The organism is Cupriavidus sp. 2KB_3 (assembly GCF_052115685.1).
Taxonomy (GTDB): domain Bacteria; phylum Pseudomonadota; class Gammaproteobacteria; order Burkholderiales; family Burkholderiaceae; genus Cupriavidus; species Cupriavidus campinensis.
The window spans coordinates 25,037-44,346 of sequence record NZ_JBFRHD010000034.1 but is presented as its reverse complement, the minus strand read 5'-3'; the positions used below and the strand labels follow the sequence as shown (position 1 = coordinate 44,346).

At 64.0% G+C, this 19,310-nt stretch carries 18 protein-coding genes, 1 tRNA gene, 1 pseudogene, 1 riboswitch and 1 other annotated feature; of the genes and pseudogenes, 11 read left to right on the top strand and 9 right to left on the bottom strand.

Annotated elements, in window-relative coordinates; translation table 11 throughout:
* Window positions 1-688: 688 nt before the first annotated feature.
* On the top strand, window positions 689-916 hold the full coding sequence (locus tag AB4120_RS26845; RefSeq protein WP_149138344.1) for a DUF3606 domain-containing protein: 228 nt from the start codon (window positions 689-691) through the stop codon (window positions 914-916).
* Window positions 917-1,394: 478 nt separating this feature from the next.
* Here the strand turns inward: AB4120_RS26845 and AB4120_RS26840 are convergent.
* Window positions 1,395-2,929, bottom strand: a protein-coding gene (locus tag AB4120_RS26840) for an IS3 family transposase (protein WP_149138345.1) whose coding sequence is annotated in 2 segments (ribosomal slippage) — window positions 1,395-2,903 and window positions 2,906-2,929 — 1,533 coding nt in all. Because the reading frame shifts where the segments join, the coding sequence is not laid out codon by codon here.
* Window positions 2,930-3,024: 95 nt separating this feature from the next.
* Between AB4120_RS26840 and AB4120_RS26835 the strand changes: the two genes are divergently transcribed.
* Complete coding sequence (locus tag AB4120_RS26835; protein WP_441643049.1) at window positions 3,025-3,318, top strand: ATP-binding protein; 294 nt, start codon at window positions 3,025-3,027, stop codon at window positions 3,316-3,318.
* A 97-nt stretch (window positions 3,319-3,415) separates the two neighbouring features.
* Here the strand turns inward: AB4120_RS26835 and AB4120_RS26830 are convergent, their stop codons facing one another.
* Window positions 3,416-4,345 carry an MBL fold metallo-hydrolase gene (locus AB4120_RS26830; RefSeq protein WP_262389900.1) on the bottom strand — a complete coding sequence of 310 codons (930 nt, stop codon included), beginning with the start codon at window positions 4,343-4,345 and terminating at the stop codon, window positions 3,416-3,418.
* Window positions 4,346-4,742: 397 nt separating this feature from the next.
* Here AB4120_RS26830 and AB4120_RS26825 point away from each other — a divergent pair, with 397 nt between their 5' ends.
* The 3 genes and pseudogenes from AB4120_RS26825 to AB4120_RS26815 form a co-directional block, all read left to right on the top strand.
* A complete protein-coding gene (locus tag AB4120_RS26825) occupies window positions 4,743-5,945 on the top strand; it encodes an MFS transporter (RefSeq protein ID WP_149138348.1) in 1,203 nt (400 codons plus the stop codon).
* Between the two features lie 96 nt (window positions 5,946-6,041).
* Window positions 6,042-6,668, top strand: a complete 627-nt coding sequence (locus AB4120_RS26820) for a hydrolase (RefSeq protein WP_149138349.1) — start codon at window positions 6,042-6,044, stop codon at window positions 6,666-6,668.
* A 15-nt stretch (window positions 6,669-6,683) separates the two neighbouring features.
* Window positions 6,684-7,058, top strand: a pseudogene (locus AB4120_RS26815) (DUF4238 domain-containing protein); the annotation flags it as partial.
* Between the two features lie 127 nt (window positions 7,059-7,185).
* Here AB4120_RS26815 and AB4120_RS26810 read toward each other — a convergent pair.
* Window positions 7,186-8,411 (bottom strand): IS3 family transposase gene (locus AB4120_RS26810; protein ID WP_149138350.1). Its coding sequence is split into 2 segments (ribosomal slippage): window positions 7,186-8,123 and window positions 8,123-8,411, totalling 1,227 coding nucleotides; the frame shifts between segments, so codons are not numbered across the junction.
* Window positions 8,017-8,133: a sequence feature (AL1L pseudoknot), on the bottom strand. It overlaps the preceding gene by 117 nt.
* A 762-nt stretch (window positions 8,412-9,173) precedes the next feature.
* On the opposite strand from AB4120_RS26810, the gene AB4120_RS26805 reads away from it, so the two are divergent.
* Window positions 9,174-9,863, top strand: a complete 690-nt coding sequence (locus AB4120_RS26805) for an ArsR/SmtB family transcription factor (RefSeq protein ID WP_149138351.1) — start codon at window positions 9,174-9,176, stop codon at window positions 9,861-9,863.
* 33 nt (window positions 9,864-9,896) lie between these two features.
* Window positions 9,897-10,403, top strand: coding sequence for a DUF6630 family protein (locus tag AB4120_RS26800; RefSeq protein ID WP_149138352.1), 507 nt, complete (start codon window positions 9,897-9,899; stop codon window positions 10,401-10,403).
* Window positions 10,404-10,423: 20 nt separating this feature from the next.
* Here AB4120_RS26800 and AB4120_RS26795 read toward each other — a convergent pair whose 3' ends face one another.
* Complete coding sequence (locus AB4120_RS26795) at window positions 10,424-11,425, bottom strand: LysR family transcriptional regulator (protein WP_149138353.1); 1,002 nt, start codon at window positions 11,423-11,425, stop codon at window positions 10,424-10,426.
* A gap of 168 nt (window positions 11,426-11,593) precedes the next feature.
* Between AB4120_RS26795 and AB4120_RS26790 the strand changes: the two genes are divergently transcribed.
* The 3 genes from AB4120_RS26790 to AB4120_RS26780 all read left to right on the top strand — a co-directional run bounded on the left by AB4120_RS26790 (window position 11,594) and on the right by AB4120_RS26780 (window position 14,008).
* Window positions 11,594-11,860: a PepSY domain-containing protein gene (locus AB4120_RS26790; protein WP_149138354.1), complete on the top strand. Its 267-nt coding sequence runs from the start codon at window positions 11,594-11,596 to the stop codon at window positions 11,858-11,860.
* Between the two features lie 2 nt (window positions 11,861-11,862).
* A complete protein-coding gene (locus tag AB4120_RS26785; protein ID WP_149138355.1) occupies window positions 11,863-12,414 on the top strand; it encodes a cytochrome b/b6 domain-containing protein in 552 nt (183 codons plus the stop codon).
* A gap of 57 nt (window positions 12,415-12,471) precedes the next feature.
* Window positions 12,472-12,570, top strand: a riboswitch (glycine riboswitch).
* A gap of 163 nt (window positions 12,571-12,733) precedes the next feature.
* On the top strand, window positions 12,734-14,008 hold the full coding sequence (locus AB4120_RS26780) for a D-amino acid dehydrogenase (protein ID WP_149138356.1): 1,275 nt from the start codon (window positions 12,734-12,736) through the stop codon (window positions 14,006-14,008).
* A 59-nt stretch (window positions 14,009-14,067) separates the two neighbouring features.
* Here the strand turns inward: AB4120_RS26780 and AB4120_RS26775 are convergent.
* From AB4120_RS26775 to AB4120_RS26760, 4 genes are all read right to left on the bottom strand, one after another.
* Window positions 14,068-14,154 (bottom strand) — tRNA-Leu (locus AB4120_RS26775).
* Between the two features lie 56 nt (window positions 14,155-14,210).
* The gene (locus AB4120_RS26770) at window positions 14,211-15,803 is read right to left on the bottom strand and encodes a GGDEF domain-containing protein (RefSeq protein ID WP_149138357.1); all 1,593 of its coding nucleotides are present in this window, start codon (window positions 15,801-15,803) and stop codon (window positions 14,211-14,213) included.
* A gap of 98 nt (window positions 15,804-15,901) precedes the next feature.
* Complete coding sequence (locus AB4120_RS26765) at window positions 15,902-16,444, bottom strand: hypothetical protein (protein ID WP_149138358.1); 543 nt, start codon at window positions 16,442-16,444, stop codon at window positions 15,902-15,904.
* Between the two features lie 46 nt (window positions 16,445-16,490).
* The gene (locus AB4120_RS26760) at window positions 16,491-17,795 is read right to left on the bottom strand and encodes an MFS transporter (protein ID WP_149138359.1); all 1,305 of its coding nucleotides are present in this window, start codon (window positions 17,793-17,795) and stop codon (window positions 16,491-16,493) included.
* Window positions 17,796-17,967: 172 nt separating this feature from the next.
* On the opposite strand from AB4120_RS26760, the gene AB4120_RS26755 reads away from it, so the two are divergent.
* Window positions 17,968-18,918 (top strand): LysR substrate-binding domain-containing protein, encoded by a 951-nt coding sequence (locus AB4120_RS26755; RefSeq protein ID WP_149138360.1) that lies wholly within the window; start codon window positions 17,968-17,970, stop codon window positions 18,916-18,918.
* On the opposite strand, the gene AB4120_RS26750 is transcribed toward AB4120_RS26755, so the two are convergent.
* Window positions 18,877-19,185 (bottom strand): DUF2917 domain-containing protein, encoded by a 309-nt coding sequence (locus tag AB4120_RS26750; protein WP_262389873.1) that lies wholly within the window; start codon window positions 19,183-19,185, stop codon window positions 18,877-18,879. The two genes, AB4120_RS26755 and AB4120_RS26750, sit on opposite strands and share 42 nt — an antisense overlap.
* Between the last annotated feature and the right edge of the window lie 125 nt (window positions 19,186-19,310).

Here is a 19,310-nt window from a genome sequence, read left to right as displayed (position 1 = left end):
CGTCTTCCATGATGGTTCCCCTTCGGTAAAGATCTCCGTAGCGTACGCGCTTCGCGGAGGCGGGGGCGACCATCCCATTAACACAGTCGTATGCCTACCCGCTATTTTACGTGGGCGACCGTGTCCGGTGATTCAAGGGGCTGATCCATTCGATTACAACGGCCGGTTCGCGCTATTGAACGGGCGTCCAACACGCTGCGCGTCGATTGTCTCAGAAGGGTCGGATGCAGTCCCCCGCCCAACGCGCCCAGCGGCGGCAGTTCAGGCGACCGAGACCGGCCAGTAACGGCCCGACACCAATTGCGTTCGACCGGCCGAAGTGCAATGAACTTCAGACCTTGTGCTCGGGAAATGCGGTCAGCGGGCGGCAAAAAAGGCGCCGCGCTCTACCCTCGAAGGTTCCGCCATTCGTCGTCGTTACATGCTGTGCGCTGGCCGGTATTGTTCAGGCATTCGTGCATTAGTTGCTAAGATTAGATGGATGCGGGTCGGATTGGTCGAACAATGACTATGCATGCGGGTGACCTGAAGACCACGGATACGCATGAGGAAGCACTTGGGCAGTCCGAGGCTCTCCTTGATGACGATCAGACCCACCACTATCTTGGAACTAAGCACCGCCATCCAGCCAAGGCCGCTTATATTTGCAACGGCATATGTCATGCCAAGACACGGACAAGAGGAAAGCATGATGGATAGTACTAGCCAACTTAGGCCGTTGGATCCAGGCCGCATCAACCTTACGGATCCTCTTGAAGTTCAGTACTGGTGTCGCGAGTTTGGCTGCACCGAGCGCGATCTGGAGAACGCCGTAAACGCGGCCGGTTATCACATTGCGGCCGTGCGAAACCATTTGGAAGCGAGCCAGCCACGCAATCAACATCGCGATGCTGACAAAGGCGGTGAGACCATTTGACCCATACGTCTAGCACTAGCACCAATATCGAAATTGATAACTGCGGAGCCGGTGGGCCGTTTCTTCTAAGGGTCGGCAACCGCCTCTCATTCTTGCTAGGTTTGTGCAGCGAGATGAGCTCGCCGAGATCTTGGTAAGCTACTCCGCGACAGGAATTAGGGCGTCGACACTGCCCTACCTAATGAGCGATGACCCGCGGACCGCGGAGGATCAGGTCGCGACTCATGCGCCGATAATTTTCGGCTGCCGACAATCTCAATCGATGCGTGCGCCGGTCAGTTGCTCGCTGAGTTGCTAAAGGCGCCCGGCGGCCACCGGATCCGTTGCTCGCGGACGTACGCTGTGCATTTCCTGGCCTTGAAATTGGGATCCTGGAAGTCGATTCCCGCGCGCCGGTGCCCGTAGGAGAGCGCATTCGCGGTTGTTGATTTGCACTGAATCCTGACCCAGGGGGGATGCGGACAAAAAGTTGGACTGGTTAGGCAGAGAATCCTAAGCTTTCTCGGTACTCGACGGGACTGCGATAGCCCAGCGAGATCTTGACCCGCTTTTCGTTGTACCACCTGATGTACGAGTCCAGCGCCTCGATGAATTGTTCAATGGTGCTAGATTGCCAGTTCCTCGGATAGAAGAGCTCGTTCTTCAACCTTCCAAAGAAGCCTTCGCACGCGGCGTTATCAGGTGAGTACCCCTTGCGCGACATCGAGCGAACCAGCTTCGCGCCGGCGATGCGAGATAGCCAGCCCGGCCAACGATAATGGGCACCACGGTCCGAGTGCACAATGGGCTGGTCGCCAGTGGACGCAACCGTCTCGATGGCCGCATCCAGCATTGAGTTCACTAACTCAGCGTCCGGCCGCGTGCCGATCGACCAGCTTACGACCATTCCATCGAAGCAGTCGATCACTGGTGACAGATATACCTTGCCGGCGGGAATCTGGAACTCCGTAATGTCTGTAAGCCACTTCATATTGGGTGCCGCCGCGTCGAAGTCGCGGTTGACTATGTTCTCTGGTGCTGGACCAATCTCTCCCATATAGGAGCCGTATCGGCGCCGCTTCGGCGCTGCGGCGACCAAGCGTTCCTGCTTCATCAGACGCTGCACGACCTTCTCCGAGATTCGCACGCGTTGTCGGGTGAGCAAAGCCTGCATTCGACGATAGCCGTAGCAACGATGATTACGTTCAAAGATGTCGGCGATGGTGCGACGCACTTCGACATACTTGTCAGCGACATCGAGACGCGCTCGATGGTAGAAGTAGGAGCTGCGTGCCAGCCCAACCCCTTCGAGGAGCTCCGTCAGGCTGTATGTTCGCCTCAGGGCATCAACCAGCAGTGCCTTCTCCCGATTGGTCAGGGATTGCTGGAAGATGCCCGTGTCTTTTTTTAAGATTTCATTCGCCTTCTTCAGGAGGTCTTGCTCCAGTTGCAAGCGTCGAACGTCGTGTCGCAGCGCTTCGAGTTGGCGCTCCAACTCCTCCCGCTCTGGATCTGGCGGCAAATCTCGATGGCGCTTCATGGATGCGGAAACCCCGGGACCTAGTAGCTCGTCCTTCCAGTTGTACAACGTCGGCCTGCACACGCCAAGCCGTTGAGCAATTGCCTGTGCACTTTCTTCTCGCATGCACAATGCAATGACCGCTGCCCGCTTCAGGACAGGCGATACCGCCTCAGATCGGCCCACGATGCGCTTGTGTTCCACAGGCCTCAACTCTTGAATCCAGGTATGGAGCGATGCGCGCCCAGGATAGCCCATTGCCCTGATCGTGAGTGCAATACAGCGGCCGTGCTCCAAATAGTGTTCAACTGCGAGCCTCTTTTGCTCCGCCGAAAATCTGGGTTTCGAACGCACGTAGCCGACGGGCAGGTCCTGGCGCTGCTCGAACTCTCGGTACCAGCCCTTTAATGCGTTCTTTGTCGGGTAACCGAGCTGTCGAATGGTTGCAGCTACTCGCTTTCCCAGCTTGACGTAGAGCCTAACGGCGCGCGGATGCGCTCTTCGTATGAATACATGAACTACCTCCAGGTAGTCCAAGATTTTGTCCGTATCCCCACCTACCTTGGGTGGGTCAAGATTCGGTGCAAATCAACACAATGGCATTCAAGCGATGGACGGCATCACCGACGGACCACGCGAACTGGTGATCAGGACGCGCCAAGACGACGAAGGTGATGTGGTCGTCGCGGTGCACGACTCCAGGACCGGCATCAAGCCAGAGATCGTCAACCGGATATTTGATCCGTTCTTCACTACCAAGCCTGATGGCATGGGGATGGGCTTGTCGATCTGCCGCTCCATTATCGAGGCCCACGGCGGGCGGGTGTGGGCCTCGAATCACACCGGACCCGGCGCCAGCTTTCAGTTCAGCCTGCCCCTCGCTCTGCAACGAAATCACGTTTGATAAGGGCAAGATCCAGCCATGCAATTTTCATGGCTATCGCCGGATATCGATGAATTAGGTGCCACCATTCGGTCATCATCCGCCACAAACGGCAGGGTTACTTCCCGGGTTCTGCGACATAGTTCAGGGGCACCCATTCATAATGGCTTCCCGCACTCCGAATGTGGCCCAAGCCGGGGAAGGCGATGTGGGCCGCACCTACCGCGTAATGATGGGTTGCCAGCATATCCATGACCGAGCGGCGCGAGCGTTGCGCCCCGGTCGCGGTGCTATCGTACTTGACCGTCGCCTCGGGTGTTCGCATTTGAATTGAGGCAACGTGGACAATATCGCCCCACACCAACATTCCCTCCCCTTTGCTTCGGATCAGATACCCCGTGTGTCCGGGAGTGTGGCCGGGCAATGCCATCGCCTGAATTCCAGCATCCAGTTCGATATCCCCGTTGAACGGGCGGACCTTGTTTGCCGCCACATAGGGAGCGAGCGATGCGATGGCCGCATCAAAGAACGTTGCGAGGAAGTCGGGCGCTTCTGATTTGCCGGCTGGGTTGAGCCAGTAGTCGGCTTCGGCCTGGTTCACGCGCACGATGGCGTTGGGAAACTCCATCTTTCCGCTGGCGCCGACACCACCAACGTGGTCCTTGTGCAGGTGCGTCAGCAGGATCTCGTCAACTTGTTCCGGTTGATAGCCAGCCGCTCGCAGGTTGGCCAACAAGTGTCCGCAGCAGTCGCCATAGAGCACGCCCGCCCCGGCATCGACCAGGACGAGTTTTTCGCCAGTGTTGATCAAGAAAGCATTGATGGAACCCTGAACGGGGGCTTGCAGAAAATCCTCATCGAGATCGCGCTTGATCTTCGTCTTGGACACCCCTTCAACAACCGCGTCTATCGGAAACGCATGCGTTCCATCCAGGAGCGCCGTCACCTCGAAGTCTCCGACCATGACGCGGTGAAAGCCGGGACCCTGTGTTCGCACCTGTGGTGCCGCAGCCAGCGCGGAAGGCAGAACAGATGCACTCAGTATCATTGTGAAAAACAGTCGTGTGCTGGCGAGCGCCAGGCGCTTGAGGATTTTCTTCATGTCTTCGGATATTGCAAGGAGATGGGCAGGGCTTGGCCCTCGGGACGGTAGTCGGAACGACCTCGCTGGAACAAATCCTAGCATTCGTCAGGCCGAGAATGCACGCTCCGAGATAGGAAAAAATACGAAACTAGCTATCGAATTTTCCTCGCTGCATGCGTCGCACACATGGGCCCACCACGGGTGTCCTGACGTACGAGCGACGTTTTCGGCTTGTATGCGGGGCAGGCAATAGCGATGCGACCTACGACCTTGGTGTTAGTCGGCTTTACTAGGATCGGGGAGAAAATTTCAGTTATCTTTGGAAGAATAGATAGCACATCCATCTTTGAGAACTTGAACCATGATTGACAAGGAACAGGACGGCACGTCCTTGTCGGGGCGAAGCGTGCTGGTGTTGGCCGCTGCATGCGGATTCGCCGTGGCGAACCTGTACTACAGTCAGCCGTTGCTTCCAGCGATGGCCGCGACCTTCGACGCCGGTGCCGAGGCGCAAGGCGCCATCGCCATGCTGACGCAGTTCGGCTATGCCAGTGGTTTGCTGCTGTTTGGCCCCTTGGGGGATCGGCTCGATCGCCGAAGATTGGTTGCGGTCCTGCTGCTGGCAAACATGGCTGCCCTCCTGTTGTGCGCGTCCGCCCAAAATCTTCCTTGGTTGCTGGCCGCCAGTGTTCTTCTGGGGCTCACGGCGATGAGTGCCCAAGTCATCATTCCTGCAGTATCGGGGCAAGTGGCGCCCGCTCAACGAGGGCAGACGGTGGGGCGGTTGTTGAGTGGACTGTTCGCCGGCACGCTGTTAGCGCGCACGGTCAGTGGTTATGTCGGCGCTCACGCGGGCTGGCGCTCGATGTTCCTGTTGGCGGCGATTCTGAATCTCGTCGTGATCGCAGTGGCCTGGCTTCACTTGCCACGTGCCGGATCGGATGGTGACCTGCCATACGGACGCTTGCTCCGGTCATTGGTGGAGCTGTTCACACGCGAGCCGATTCTACGCGAGGCCTGTTTGACTGGTTTTCTCTTGTTCGCGGCGTTCAACGTCTTGTGGGGGGCGCTTGCCATGATGCTTGCCAGGCCGCCCTATGGCTGGGGAAGCGAGGTGTCTGGGCTCTTCGGGCTTGTCGGCCTGGTCGGGATGTTCGCGTCGCCCACCGTCGGCCGCATTGCGGATCGTTTCGGTGGGCGCCGGGTCGTCGGCGGGGCCGCAATATTGGTGATGCTTGCGTTCGGACTTGTTGCTGGATCGATGTGGTCAATCGCGTGGCTCATCGCCGGTATGGTCGTGCTTGATCTGGGAAGCCGGGCGAATCTCGTCGCGAACCAGACAAGGCTATATGCGTTACTTCCGGCGGCGCGCGGGCGTCTGAACACGATCTTCATGAGTTGCTATTTCCTCGGCGGCGCCGCAGGGTCCACAGTTGGGACGTTTGCGGGCGGTCGGTATGGATGGCAAGGTGTGGCCATAGCTGGCCTTCTCTGCGCGGCCTTGGCGCTGATTGCGACCGTCTGGGTTCGTGCGGCCGCACACCGTGCAGTATCAGGGGAATAACTGGGCGGTCCCGACACGTCCTCTGGCGATGCCCTTGTGCGTAAGCACGACGCGTGACGGGAGCGTCATCCCGTTCTTAACCAGGAGCAACTCCTCATGTCCGAACTACCTTTGCTCGAACCAACTCAATGCGCACTCGTCCTTGTCGACGAGCAAGCGGGACTCGCTTTCGCAGCGGGATCTCAGGACCCGCAATTGCTCCGCAGTAACGGCCTCGCGGTAGCAAAAACCGCAGTTGCCTTCGGCTTGCCGATCGTGATTTCGACGTCGGCGTCAAAGGTGTACAGCGGGCCGCTTATGCCTGCGTTCCGCGCAGTGCTGACGGATGTCACACCGATCGAACGTCGCAACATGAACCTTTGGGAGGACGAGGCGGTTCGTGGCGCCGTCGTGGGAACCGGGAGGCGCACCCTGATCGTCGCCGGCCTGCTGACTGAAGCCTGCGTGAGTTTTCCAGTGCTATCCGCACTGTCGGAGGGATATCGCGTAGTCGTGGTGGCCGACGCCTGTGGCGGTCTGACGCCCGCAAGCCACGAGCTCGCCCTGCGTAGGATGGCGGCGGCAGGTGCCATCCTGACATCGTGGCTCCAGCTACTGCTTGAGTTCCAGCGCGACTGGACTCGCCACGACACCTACGAAGCAGCACGCGCGATCGTTGTGGAGCATGGCGGCGGCTACGGAACAGGTTTGGCATACGCCCGAGATATGATCAAGCCCGCTTGATCGGCGCCTCACCTTGCTGGGCGGGACTGGCGAGTTATCCGTCGCAAGACGGACAAGCTTTCCTTTCTCACCACGGATGCGCCCGTTTACCTCACCTCAACTACCCAGCCGCACCCCCTGTACGGGGTTGGATTTGGCAGCCCCAACGCATTCATATCTTTCCCACTGCATCAATCCTGCGCCCTCGAGATGGTCGGCAGCGCCGGAAGATTGGCCCACAAAGTCGTAGATCGTGACTATATCCGGATGGCCAACATTCACTATGCGCGGCGATGCCAGCGATTTGTGGTGGGGCGGGATGAGGCCCTTCTCAAGTCGATATCCGAGGCGCTCAATTTAGCAAACACAAAGTGGAAGCCAAAGTTTCGATCTGGCGCGGCAACTGTGTGAAAACGCAAAACCACTCGGAAGGTCTAGAGGAAATTGCCTTGCCAAATTCCCACGCCGCGTTTACATAGCCAATGGCGGCTCGGAAGGCTGAACCGCCCCGGCTTTCGTGGGGGCTGGTTGGTTTAAGTCAGGCCGTGGCGGCCTGTTCGGTAAGTTGCCGATAATACGTTGCTTCGGCCTCGGCCGGCGGCACGTACCCGATGGAGCCGAGCAGCCGGTGATGGTTGAACCAGGACACCCATTCCAGCGTTGCCAGCTCAAGCGATTCCCGGGTCCTCCACGGAGCACGGCGGTGAATCAACTCGGCCTTGTACAGGCCGTTGATCGTCTCGGCCAGCGCATTATCGTAGCTGTCGCCCCTGCTGCCCACTGAAGGCTCGATGCCGGCTTCGCCCAGGCGTTCGCTATAGCGAATCGATACGTATTGCGAACCCCTGTCGCTATGGTGGATCAAGGCATTCGCCGGTTCGGGCTGCCGGGCGTACAGTGCCTGCTCCAGGGCATCGAGCACGAAATCGGTGTTCATGGAACTGCTGACCCGCCAACCAACGATGCGCCGGGCGAACACGTCGATGACGAAGGCCACGTACAGCCAGCCCTGCCAAGTCGAGACGTAGGTGAAATCGGAAACCCAAAGCTGATTGGGTCGGTCGGCCTTGAACTGTCGATTGACGCGATCAAGCGGACACGGCGCTCGCGTATCGCTTGTGGTCGTGCGCACCACCTTGCCGCGGACGACACCGCGCAGCCCTCGGCGGCGCATGAGCCGCTCGACGGTGCAACGGGCCACCGGAATGCCCTCACGGTTCAATTGCTTCCAGACCTTGTCGGCGCCATAGACCTGCATGTTGGCTTGCCAGACGCGCTCGACGTGCGCGATCAGAACATCGTCACGCCGGGCTCTGGCACTGCGCAGGGCGGGATTGCACCGCTGCGCCGCGTAACGCCAATAGCCCGACGGGGCGATCCGCAGCACCTTGCAGATCGGCTCGACCCCGAAGCTGTCTCGGTACTTGTCGATGAAGGCTCTCATCACTTCAATCGGCGGTCGAGCTCCGCCTGCGCGAAAAACGCGCTGGCCAGCTTCAGGATCTCATTGGCCTTGCGCAGTTCCTTGACTTCACGCTCCAGCGACTTGATACGCTGCTGCTCGCTCGTGCCAGGGCCTTCCCGCTGCCCCGTATCCCGCTCATGCTGGCGAACCCAGTTCAACAGCGTTTGCGGCGTGCATCCTATCTTTGCGGCTATGGATTCTACGGCCGCCCACTGGGACGGATGATCGCCTCGCGACTCGGCAACCATGCGCACGGCTCGCTCGCGAACCTCCGGGGAAAACTTGACTGGTTTCTTCATCGTGGCTCCATTCTCTCAAGAAGTGGAGCCTCCACTAAACCCGGGGCGGTTCAGTGCCTTTTGAGTCTCGGTGTAGTAGATCCTGCGCCTCTGTTTCATTTTCAACACCTCCACTGCTCACGCAGCATCTAGTGTTGCATCGACCCATTGAATCCACGGCCAGTTTCCGCCGCTCGCCATCGCTGTGGACCGGTCATTCGAGCGGCGGCTCTGCATCGAACAGCGGACCTTCACGGGCATCGTCGTCACCCCACCCATGACACCACATCCTTGCTTAGCTTGTCCTTGTCACCGTGCCGTCGCTTTCACCCCGCCGAAGTGGGTCAGCCGCGTCGGTCAGATTTCGGCTTCTCATGCTGCTTTCGCCCAAAGGCTTGGCGCTGGATTTGGGGCGGAACGGCGTACGTACCTCAGACGTTAGCGAAAACTCACTTTCCGCGTTGCTTCGATAGAGGGCATCGCCTGGTGGAAGATCCGTGTTCGAAGCTTGTGCGTGCGAAGCATCTACTCAGCGATCCTCTAAGGAAGCTCGTGGGCAATAGCACACCACGGGGAGCCGGGCACGGCGAATGGCGTGGCTAAGGGAATTTTCAGGCGTCTGGAGGGGTGAGACCATACATTTGGAAAGCCCACTAATGCTCATGAACGCGCTCTAATGTTTCCAACAGCGTTTTAATGTGCAAACGGGGGTTTAATGTCCGAGGTCAACCGCGCTTCTGCGGGGCTCTATAATTCATCCGTCGTTTCACTGCACACTGAACTATGGAATACGCTCCCGGCATCAGCCAGCTTGCCGGCCTGCTGGCCGATCCCGGCCGTGCGGCCATGTTGTGGGCGCTGATGGATGGCAGCGCCCGGCCTGCCGGCGAGTTGGCGATGATTGCCGGGCTGTCGGCCTCCTCCACGAGTGGTCATCTGGCCCGCATGTCCGAAGGCGGGCTGCTGGCCGTGGAGACGCGCGGGCGCAATCGCTATTACCGGCTGGCCACGCCCGAAATCGGTGTGGCGATCGAGGCACTTGCGTCGGCGTCGCTGGCCAGCCAGCCGCCGCGCGTGCGTGCCGTGCCGGTCTCCCGCACCGCGCCGCCGGCGCTGCGCCAGGCGCGCACCTGCTATGACCACCTGGCCGGGGAACTTGCGGTGGGTCTTTTCGAACGAATGTCCGAAGCGGGCTGGCTGATCGTGTCGGGCAGCACCGTCGACCTCAGCGCCCCCGGCGCGGAGGCGATGGGGCAGCTTGGCATCGACCTGGGCGCCACCCGCCGCAAGCGCCGGCAGTTTGCCTGCACCTGCCCGGACTGGAGCGAGCGCAAGCCTCATCTGGGCGGGGCGCTCGGCGCCGCGCTGCTCGACAGCCTGCTGGCTCATGGGTGGATCGAGCGTACGGACACGTCGCGCGCCCTGCGCGTGACGCCCCGCGGCCAGCGCGAAATCGTGAACGTGGCCGCATGAATGATATGAATACCGAAGCCAGAGGAGGAGCAGATGGCAATTGAACTGGACGACGACGCGCAAGACGCCATCAGCCGGCTATTCGCGCTGATCAACCTCGGCGATAGCGCCCAGACCAGCCGGCAATTCTCGCTATTCGAGGAAGCGCTGGAAGACGCCGAGGAAGACGAGATCGATGCCGCCGGCCTGCTCTGGCAGGTCAAGGACATCATCGACTGGGAATCCGGCTACTACGTCGACTGGAAAGACGCCGAGTCCTTCATCGGCTGCCTGAACCAGCTTTGCGAGCGGATCGACCTCGAGGTGGACTGGGGCACCGAGGACACCGAGGACGAGGACTTTCTGGAAGGCACGAGCGTGCCCGAGTTGATGGAAATCGTCACCACGCAGCTGCGCATGGCCGGCTACACGCTATGGAACTGGGATACCGGCGGCGACGCCTACGGCGGCTGGATCACCCGCAGCGAGGACGACGAGGAGATGCTCGAGATCGCCGAGACGCTCGGCTTCGACATCCGCCCCGGCGACCAGCCTTACTGACCAGCCGACCGCGCGGGAACTCAGTCGAGCCCGATCACCACGGCGCCGCCATCATCGTCCGGGGTATCCGCAATGTCGGGGGCATCCGTGCCCGCCAGCGCCTTGGCACGTGGCGCCGGGCGCCGGGTCTCCGGCACGCCCAGCGTTTCCTCCAGCACGGTGAGGAAGGCCCGCACGCTCGGCGGCATCAGCTTGCGGGCCGGCATCAGCACGTACACCTTCAGCGGGGACGACGTATAGCCGGGCAGCACGCGCACCAGTTGGCCGTGCACCAGATGCTCGTGCACGAAGCGCGGCGACATGCGCGCCACGCCCAGCCCGTCCAGCGCGGCCTTGAGGCGGACTTCGGCGTTATGCGTGGAAATGCGCGGCGAAACATCCATGGCGAAGGTTTCCACGCCGTCGCGCAGAAATTCCCATTGCACGTCGTCAAGGTTGCCCAGCGTCGGCCAGCCCTTCAGGTCCTGCGGCGCACGCGGCAGGCCGTGCTCGCGGATCAGCGCGGGTGCCGCATAGAACGCACGCTCGATCAGCACCACCCGCTTGCTCGCGAACGAGCTGTCGTGGAGGTTGGTGTCGGTCATGACGAAGGCGAGATCGTAGCCGTGGCGGATCAGGTCGGGCTGATCCCAGCTCATGTCGAGTTCCACGTGCAGCGACGGGTGCAGCTTGAGCAACCTCGACAGCGAGGCCGAGAGGTGCTGCGAGCCCACCTCGTAAGGTGTGGCGATGCGCAGCGTGCCGCTGACCTCGGCGCTCACCGAGGCAGCCTCGGCGCTGATCTCGCGCAGTTCACCGAACAGCGGCGCTACGCGGTCATAGAGCTGCTGGCCGCGCTGGGTCACGCGCACGCGCCGCGTGGTGCGCTCGAAGAGGCGCACGCCAACCTGGGTTTCCAGCCGGGCAACCGCCGCACTGGCCGATGACTTGGGCACTTCCGCCAGTTCGGCTCCCTGCGTGAAGCCGCCCCCTTCCACTACGCGGCAGAAGATTTCCCAGTCTTTCCAGTCGATCGATTTCATGCAACACCTTGGTCTTCGCGTGCCTCCAGGCACGGCCGGATTGTCCCACAGCACGAACAATCCTGCCGGTTGAGACTCAAGGCTCGGGAAAACATTGATTGATAACAATTCGTGTTACCGCATACGATTCCCGCATCCGCCCCGAGTGGGGTGTCTTGTGGAGTTGCAATGCTGAAAGTCGCCGTCCTTCTCATCGCCGGTGCGTTTTCCACGGGTGCGCTCGCGGGCGCCAAGTGCGACAAGCATCCGAAGTCCGAATGGATGCCCGAGGCCGACGCCAAGGCCAAGATCGTCGCCCAGGGCTACAACATCAAGAAATTCAAGGTGGACGGCAACTGCTACGAGATCTACGGCACCACCAAGGACGGCAAGAAGGCCGAGATCTACTTCGACACGAAGACGCTCGACATCGTGAAGTCCGAGATCGAGAAGTAAGCATGTCCGTCCCGGCTGGCCAGCTGCGCGAAATCGCCACGCTCCGCGTCTGGGACGGCGTGGTGCGGCTCACGCATTGGAGCGTGGCAGCCATCGTGTGCTACGGCATCATCGACGATTCCGGCGACCAGATGCACCGCCTGCTGGGCTACGTGGCCGCCGGACTCGTGCTGTTCCGCATCCTCTGGGGCTTCATCGGCAGCGAACACGCGCGCTTCCGCGCCTGGCTGCCGCGCCCTGCCGGCGTGCTGGCCCATGCCCGGGCCATGGCCCGGCGCCGCGCGCCGCGCTTCATCAGCCACACGCCGCTCGGCGCGGTGATGATGCTGGCGATGTGGACGCTGATCCTGCTGCTGGCCGTCACCGGCTGGCTCTCCCGCCTCGACCCGTTCTGGGGCGAGGACTGGCCCATCGACATCCATCGCTGGCTCTCCAACACGCTGCTCGGGCTGGTGGTGGTGCACGCGCTGGTGGCCATCGTTGCCAGCGTGGCCGGCAAGGAAAACCTGATCGGGGCGATGATTACCGGCCGCAAGCCACGCAACCTCGACTAGCCGGGGTTGCCGGAGCAGCGATCCCCGTGGCATAGTGCCCCCGTCGTACCCGTTTTACCCGCGTTATCGGGAGAGACCGTTCCTGCCGCCCGGCAGGCCGGCGCCGAAGGAGCAACCGCCCCGGAAACTCTCAGGCCAAAGGACCGGTAACGCCATTGCACTCTGAAGAACCCCGGCTCGCGTCAGCCGACGGTACCGAAGGAGCAAGCGATGCGCCCGCGCGCATCGTGAATCTCTCAGGTCAAGGACAGAGGGGGCGTGCGTCGCGCATGGTGCGCCACGTACCCCCCATCCATGACGTCCTGGAAGACCTGACAACATGAAGACAATCGCAGTCATCGGCGGTGGCATCACCGGCGTGACGACCGCTTACGCCCTCGCCAAACGTGGTTTCGCGGTCACGCTGCTCGAGCGCCATCGCTACGCGGCCATGGAAACCTCGTTCGCCAATGGCGGCCAGCTCTCCGCGTCGAACGCCGAGGTCTGGACCCACCGCTCCACGCTGGTCAAGGGCATCAAGTGGATGCTGCGCAACGACGCGCCGCTGCTCGTGAACCCCCGTCCCACCTGGCACAAGCTGAGCTGGTTCGCCGAATTCATCGCCGCCATGCCGCACTACCGGGCGAACACGATCGAGACCGCCCGGCTGGCCATCGCCGCCCGGGCGCACCTGTTCGGCTGGGCCGAGGCGGAAGGCATCGACTTCGACCTCAAGCGGCAGGGCATCCTCCATATCTACCGGGACAAGGCGGGCTTCGACCATGCCGGCGAGGTCTCCCGCCTGCTGGCCGAGGGCGGCCTGCCGCGCCGCGCGGTCACGCCCGAGGAAATGCGTGCGATCGAGCCGACACTGGCCGGCCAGTACTACGGCGGCTACTACACCGAGAGCGACGCCACCGGCGACATCCACAAATTCACTTCCGGCCTGGCCGCGGCGGCCCAGCGGCTCGGCGTGGTCACGCGCTACAGCCAGGACGTGCAGACGGTCACGTCGGACGGCCGCAGGGCCACCATCACCGTCCGCGACGGCGCGCAGGGCACCGCAACCACCTCGACGACCTTCGACGCCGTGGTGGTCTGCGCCGGGGTGGCCAGCCGGCAGTTCGCCGCGCAGCTGGGCGACCGCGTGAACATCTACCCGGTGAAGGGCTATTCGATCACGGTGAACCTGCCCGACGCCGCCAGCCAGGCTGCGGCTCCTACGGTCAGCCTGCTCGACGACGAGACCAAGCTCGTGACCAGCCGGCTGGGCGTGGACCGCTTCCGCGTGGCCGGCACGGCCGAGTTCAACGGCATCGACCGCGACATCCGCGCGGACCGCATCCGCCCGCTGATCGACTGGGTCAACACCTGCTTCCCCGGCGTGAGCACGCGCAGCGTGGTGCCGTGGGCGGGGCTGCGGCCGATGATGCCGAACATGATGCCGCGCGTGGGGCGTGGCCGGCAGGCCAACGTGTTCTACAACACGGGGCACGGGCATCTGGGGTGGACGTTGTCGGCAGTGACGGCCGAGATGGTGGGCGATGTCATCCGGCAGGCGGCAGGCGAGCGCGCGACGGTGCGGACGGGCCTGGCACTGGCTGGCGAGGGCTGATCGATCGCAGGAAACAAAAAAGCCCGCGACTTTCGTCGCGGGCTTTTTTGCTGAAACTTTGGTGCCCAGGAGAGGACTCGAACCTCCACAGTGTTGCCACCGCTAGGACCTGAACCTAGTGCGTCTACCAATTCCGCCACCTGGGCAAGGTGAGCGGCGCATTCTACATGACCTTGCGGATTTTGCAAGCCCCCGCGCGCCACTACGCCTGCAGGCCCATGTAGATCTTCCCATCCTGAACGAAGCGATTGCGCCCGGCGCGCTTGGCCTGGTACATCGCGCTGTCCGCCCGGTGCAGCAGGGGCTCCAGCCGTGGCGCGTCCGGCACCGCGCAGGCCGCGCCCACGCTGATCGTGACGAACGGCTGCACCGGCGTGCCGTTGTGCGGGATCTCCAGGTCGCGCACCGCCGCCACCATGCGGCGCGCCACGTTGCGCGTCTCGTCCTGCGACGCGTCCGGCAGCACCACCGCGAACTCCTCGCCGCCCAGCCGCGCGCAGAACTGCTCCCCCGCCAGCACGCTGGTCAGCGCGGTGGCCACCCGGCGCAGGCAGTCGTCACCGCAGGGGTGGCCGTACAGGTCGTTGTATTGCTTGAAGAGGTCCACGTCGAGAATCAGCAGCCCGATCGGCGCGTCCGTCTCGAAGGCCCGGGTCACGGCCAGCAGGGACTCGCGCTGGAAGAAGCGCCGGTTCGGAATGCCGGTCAGCGCGTCGATGTCGAGGTCCGCCTCCACGCGCGAGAGCCGCGCCTCGGTCTGGCCGAGCTGGGCCGTCAGCGCCAGTTCGCGCGACTGGTAGCGGCTGATGTCGCGCATGAAGACCAGCGTGCCGATGCGCTTGCCGTCCAGCCGCATTACCGGCTCCGCTGTCACCTCGTAGTGCGCGTCCTGGGGAATGTAGGGCATGGCGTCGTCGCCGGCCCCCGCCTCGCGTGGCTGGCGCAGCGCCTCGTCCCACATGGCCGGCATCGGCTGTCCCCGGCGCAGGTCGGGCACCAGCCGCACGGCGGCCGGGTTGAACTCGACGATGCGCCCCTTGGTGTCGACGATCACACAGCCATCGCCAATCGTGTCGAACACGCGCAACCGCGCGTAGTGGCCGATGTCGTCCAGATGGGTGCGCAGCGCGCAGATCCAGACCACCACCGTCATCAGGGAGAACGTGGCCGGGGTCAGGTCGCCGCCCAGCGGGCTGGTCCAGCGCTGCAGGTAGGCCATGTGGGTCAGCAGCGGCAGGGTCAGGCTGCTGGCCACGATGGCCCGGCCCCAACGCGTCAGCGCCGCATTGGGCACCTCCGCCGTAAGCAGGAAGACCAGGCTCAGCAGCAGCATGAAATAGGTCCACGCCGCCATCACCACGTAGCCGGGGCCATGGTGGAAGATGGCGCCCGGCGAGACGCCGGCCGGCATCAGGTCGATGCGCGTCCAGATCAGGTGATGCCGCTCGTTGGTCAGCACCAGCACCACGGACACCACCGCCGCCAGCACCGGTAGCCACAGCCGCGACCACGGCACCACGTAGCGCGGCCGGCTCAGGTGGATCATCGCCACCAGCCAGCCGATGGGCACCATCACGATACCGACGTACTGGGCCTTGGCCCAGAAGATGCGTCCGTCCAGGTCGGCCGAACTGACTTCCAGGAGCCGCCCGCCGCTCCAGATCGCCACGCCGCCGGCCAGCACGAGGAAAGCCTTGATCGTGGGATCGTCACGGCGCGGCCAGGTGGCGATAACCATGCCCACGCTGCACACCACGGCTATGGTCAGGCAAAGGACAAGAGGGTACGAGGGCATGAGAACGGCGGGGAACCTGATGAAGAGCCGCCGCGCCCGACATGGCGGAGGCGCCCCATTATAGGGGCTAGCCGGGGCGCCACCCCATCGCCCCCCACTTACCTGGAGCGGCTGCGGTCCCCGCCGCGCGAGTCCATGATGATCATGGTGCGATCCAGCACGCCGGCGTCGTCGAAATAGGCGCTGAAGTGCGCCGGCAGGTTGCCGGCCATGTACATCCGGTAGCTCCACGCCTCCCGCTTCATCAGGGTGAAGTACTGCACCGGCTCGCGCGGCAGGCCGAAGCGCTCGGCGATGTCGCGCTTGGTCCAGACCCCGGGGCGCGCCTCGTAGATCTCCTTCTCGGTCAGGGTCTGGCGGAAACCGGTCAGCTTGCCGGCGGCGTCGAAGTCCGCGGCGTAGACCTCGAAGCCGTAGGGCTGCTTGGAATAGATCCAGCGCTGGGTGCCGTCCGCCAGCTGGTAGGTCTCGGTCGGGTTGCCGAAGGTCTCGCGCACCGCGCTTTGCGGGCTGCCGAGCATCGACTGGGCGGTCTGCACCGGCTGGAGCGTGGCGCAGCCGACCAGCACCACGGCGGCCACGGCGGCCAGAGCGGCCAGGAGCGCGACGCGGGCAGCGCGCACGGAAAACGGGTTGGGCATGGCATGTCTCCAGAGTCCATGCCAAGCATAGCCCAGCCGGCTGAACTCAGCGTTGCGGCTGCGGCCAGCCCGCGCGGACGATCTCCCGGTCGTCGATCGGCCAGTGCAGCGCGGCTGCCACCACGCCGAGCGCCATCGCCCCCATCCACACCAGGTCATAGGAGCGCGTAGCCTCGAATACCACCCCGCCCAGCCAGACCCCCAGGAACGAGCCCAGCTGGTGGCCGAAGAACACAAAGCCGAACAGCGTGGTGATATAGCGCACCCCGAAGACCTGCGAGACGATGCCGCTGGTCAGCGGCACGGTGCCGAGCCAGAGGAAGCCCATCACCGCCGCAAACCCGTAGAGCGTGGCGGCGCTGAGCGGCAGCAGCACGAACAGCGCCATCGCCGCCGTCCGTACTAAATAGATACCGGCCAGCAGATACTTCCGCGAATGCCGCCCGCCCAGCACGCCAAACCAGTACGTCCCGGCAATATTGGCCAGCGCGATGACCGCCAGCGCGGCCATGCCCTCGGACGGCTGCATGCCCTTGTCGCGCAGGTAGGCCGGCAGGTGATTGGCGATAAAAGCCAACTGAAAGCCACATGCAAGGAAGCCGAGGTTGAGCAGCCAGAAGCCGGAATGGCGGAAGGCCTCGCGCACCGCCCCGAGCAGCGGCGGCTGGGCGCCCCCAACTCCTCCTCCTCCTCCTCCTCCTCCGCCTCCGCCTCCGGCGCCGCCAGCCGGCTGTGCCCGGTCCTGGAACGGCAGCGCCAGCGGCAGCATGGCGGCGGCGGTCACGGCCAGGATCAGCAGCGCGCCGCGCCAGCCCGCCTGGAGGATCATGGCCTGCGCGCCCGGCACCAGCAGGAACTGGCCGATGCCGCCCATCGCCCCGGCCAGGCCCAGCGCCCGGCTGCGCTGCCCCGGCGCAATCATCCGGCTCAAGGCGCCGTAGACCACGCCGAAGGTGGTGCCGGACAGCGCCACGCCCACGCACAGCCCCGCCGACCAGACGAAGGCCGCCGGCGTGGCCGCCTGCGCCATCAGGAACAGGCCGACCGCGTACAGCGCCAGGCCGGCCAGCATCACCCGGGCGGAGCCGAAGCGATCCGCCACCATGCCGGTGAACGGCTGGGCCAGCCCCCAGGTGAGGTTCTGCACGGCCATGGCGAAGGCAAAGGTTTCGCGCGTCCAGCCCCGGTCCGTGATGATCGGCAGCATGAACAGGCCCTGCACGTGGCGCGCGCCCAGCGCCAGCCCCATCACCAGCCCGCCGGCCAGCAGCAGGAACCAGGCGGTGCGCCACCAGGGCGGCGAATCGGCCGGCAATGCGCCAGCGGCATGGGAGGCGGGGCGGTCGGTCATGGCGATGGAGTCCGGAAGATGGCGATCAGGTCGCAGGATTGCTCTATTTCAGGCCATCGGCGGCGCAGGCTCAAGCGACATTTCGGCCCGCCTGGCATGCGTAGCGCTCATGGCAGCGGCGGGTCTCCCGTGCTTTAATCCCACCACACCATCCCGCCCATCCCATCCCCCCATGTCCGTCCCGCTCGCCCGGCTGTTCCCGCTCGATCTGCTCAAGGGCTTCGTGGCCGTGGGCCGGCGCATGAGCATCACTCAGGCCGCCGACGACCTGTGCCTGACGCAGTCCGCCGTCAGCCGGCAGATCCGCGCGCTGGAAGACCACCTCCAGGTGCGCCTGTTCGTGCGCCAGCATCGCGGCGTGGCCTTCACGCCCGAGGGCGAGCGGCTGTTCCGCAGCGCCGATGGCGCCGTGCAGCAGCTCCAGGACGTGGCCGGCGAACTGCGCAAGCGCGATGGCCGCCAGCCGGTGACCGTGACGGCCAGCATCGGCGTGGCCGGGCTGTGGCTGCTGCCGCGCCTGGGCAGCCTGCAGCGCGCCCATCCGCAGCTCGACGTGCGGCTCTCCGCGAGCAACCAGATCAGCGACCTCCGTGCGGACGGCATCGACCTCGCCATCCGCTATTGCCGCGAGGCCGACGCCCCGGCAGACGCCATCCGCCTGTTCGATGAAACCATCGCCCCGGTTGCCCATCCGTCGCTGGGCGCGCACCGGCTGACCACCGTGGCAGCGCTGGCCCAGCTGCCCCTGCTGGAATTCGACGATCCGCGCCCCTGGCTGCACTGGCGCAACTGGCTCGGCGCGCATGGCTACCGGCAGGCCAGCCGGCGCGGCATCCTGCGCTTCAACCAGTACGACCAGATGATTCACGCGGCGCTGGCCGGCCAGGGGGTGGCGCTGGGGCGGCTCGAACTGATCCAGCCGTTGATCGCCGGCGGGCAGCTGGCGGTGGTGGACATGCCCGGCGCCGCGCTGGCCAGCCCTAATGCGTTCTGGCTGATCCACGCCACGGACCATCCGCGCGAAGACGTGGCGCGCGTGGCCGCCTGGATTCGCGCCGAGGCCGCCCGGGTGGCGCCCGCCTCAGCGCAGCGGCAGGCTGTGCCAGCGCCACCGGGGCCGTAGCCGCGGCGTAGGCAGGGAAGGCGGAGCAGGCGGGGCGCTCACCCGGCACACGGTCACCGCCCCGTGACCCAGCGCGGTCAGGAAATAGGTGGCGTCTTCGGTCACGCGGTGCCGCTGCCCGGCCGTCAGCACGATATCGGGCGAACGCCGCGGCCGGGCGCCTTCCAGCGTCAGCCACAGCGTGCCCCCGGCGCAGGCCAGTTCGGCCCCGGCGCGCAAGGCCATGGGCAGGCAGTCATTCTCGATCATCAGGGTGTAGGTCATCATGGGCTCCGGCAACGCTTTCATCGTCGTCGACCGGCCGGGCCGGTGCCATGAGGGTTGCGGCGCGCTCGCATGACTTTCGCGCCGACTTTCGTGCTGACTTTCGCGCTGGCTTTCGCCAACAAGAC

Coding starts and splice junctions, on each gene's coding strand:
- AB4120_RS26795 (WP_149138353.1), bottom strand. CDS start 11,425: ATGAAATCGATCGACTGGAAAGACTGGGAAATCTTCTGCCGCGTAGTG.
- AB4120_RS26755 (WP_149138360.1), top strand. CDS start 17,968: ATGTCCGTCCCGCTCGCCCGGCTGTTCCCGCTCGATCTGCTCAAGGGC.
- AB4120_RS26830 (WP_262389900.1), bottom strand. CDS start 4,345: ATGATACTGAGTGCATCTGTTCTGCCTTCCGCGCTGGCTGCGGCACCA.
- AB4120_RS26765 (WP_149138358.1), bottom strand. CDS start 16,444: ATGCCCAACCCGTTTTCCGTGCGCGCTGCCCGCGTCGCGCTCCTGGCC.
- AB4120_RS26750 (WP_262389873.1), bottom strand. CDS start 19,185: ATGATGACCTACACCCTGATGATCGAGAATGACTGCCTGCCCATGGCC.
- AB4120_RS26770 (WP_149138357.1), bottom strand. CDS start 15,803: ATGCCCTCGTACCCTCTTGTCCTTTGCCTGACCATAGCCGTGGTGTGC.
- AB4120_RS26760 (WP_149138359.1), bottom strand. CDS start 17,795: ATGACCGACCGCCCCGCCTCCCATGCCGCTGGCGCATTGCCGGCCGAT.
- AB4120_RS26835 (WP_441643049.1), top strand. CDS start 3,025: ATGGACGGCATCACCGACGGACCACGCGAACTGGTGATCAGGACGCGC.
- AB4120_RS26780 (WP_149138356.1), top strand. CDS start 12,734: ATGAAGACAATCGCAGTCATCGGCGGTGGCATCACCGGCGTGACGACC.
- AB4120_RS26845 (WP_149138344.1), top strand. CDS start 689: ATGATGGATAGTACTAGCCAACTTAGGCCGTTGGATCCAGGCCGCATC.
- AB4120_RS26805 (WP_149138351.1), top strand. CDS start 9,174: ATGGAATACGCTCCCGGCATCAGCCAGCTTGCCGGCCTGCTGGCCGAT.
- AB4120_RS26825 (WP_149138348.1), top strand. CDS start 4,743: ATGATTGACAAGGAACAGGACGGCACGTCCTTGTCGGGGCGAAGCGTG.
- AB4120_RS26785 (WP_149138355.1), top strand. CDS start 11,863: ATGTCCGTCCCGGCTGGCCAGCTGCGCGAAATCGCCACGCTCCGCGTC.
- AB4120_RS26790 (WP_149138354.1), top strand. CDS start 11,594: ATGCTGAAAGTCGCCGTCCTTCTCATCGCCGGTGCGTTTTCCACGGGT.
- AB4120_RS26800 (WP_149138352.1), top strand. CDS start 9,897: ATGGCAATTGAACTGGACGACGACGCGCAAGACGCCATCAGCCGGCTA.
- AB4120_RS26820 (WP_149138349.1), top strand. CDS start 6,042: ATGTCCGAACTACCTTTGCTCGAACCAACTCAATGCGCACTCGTCCTT.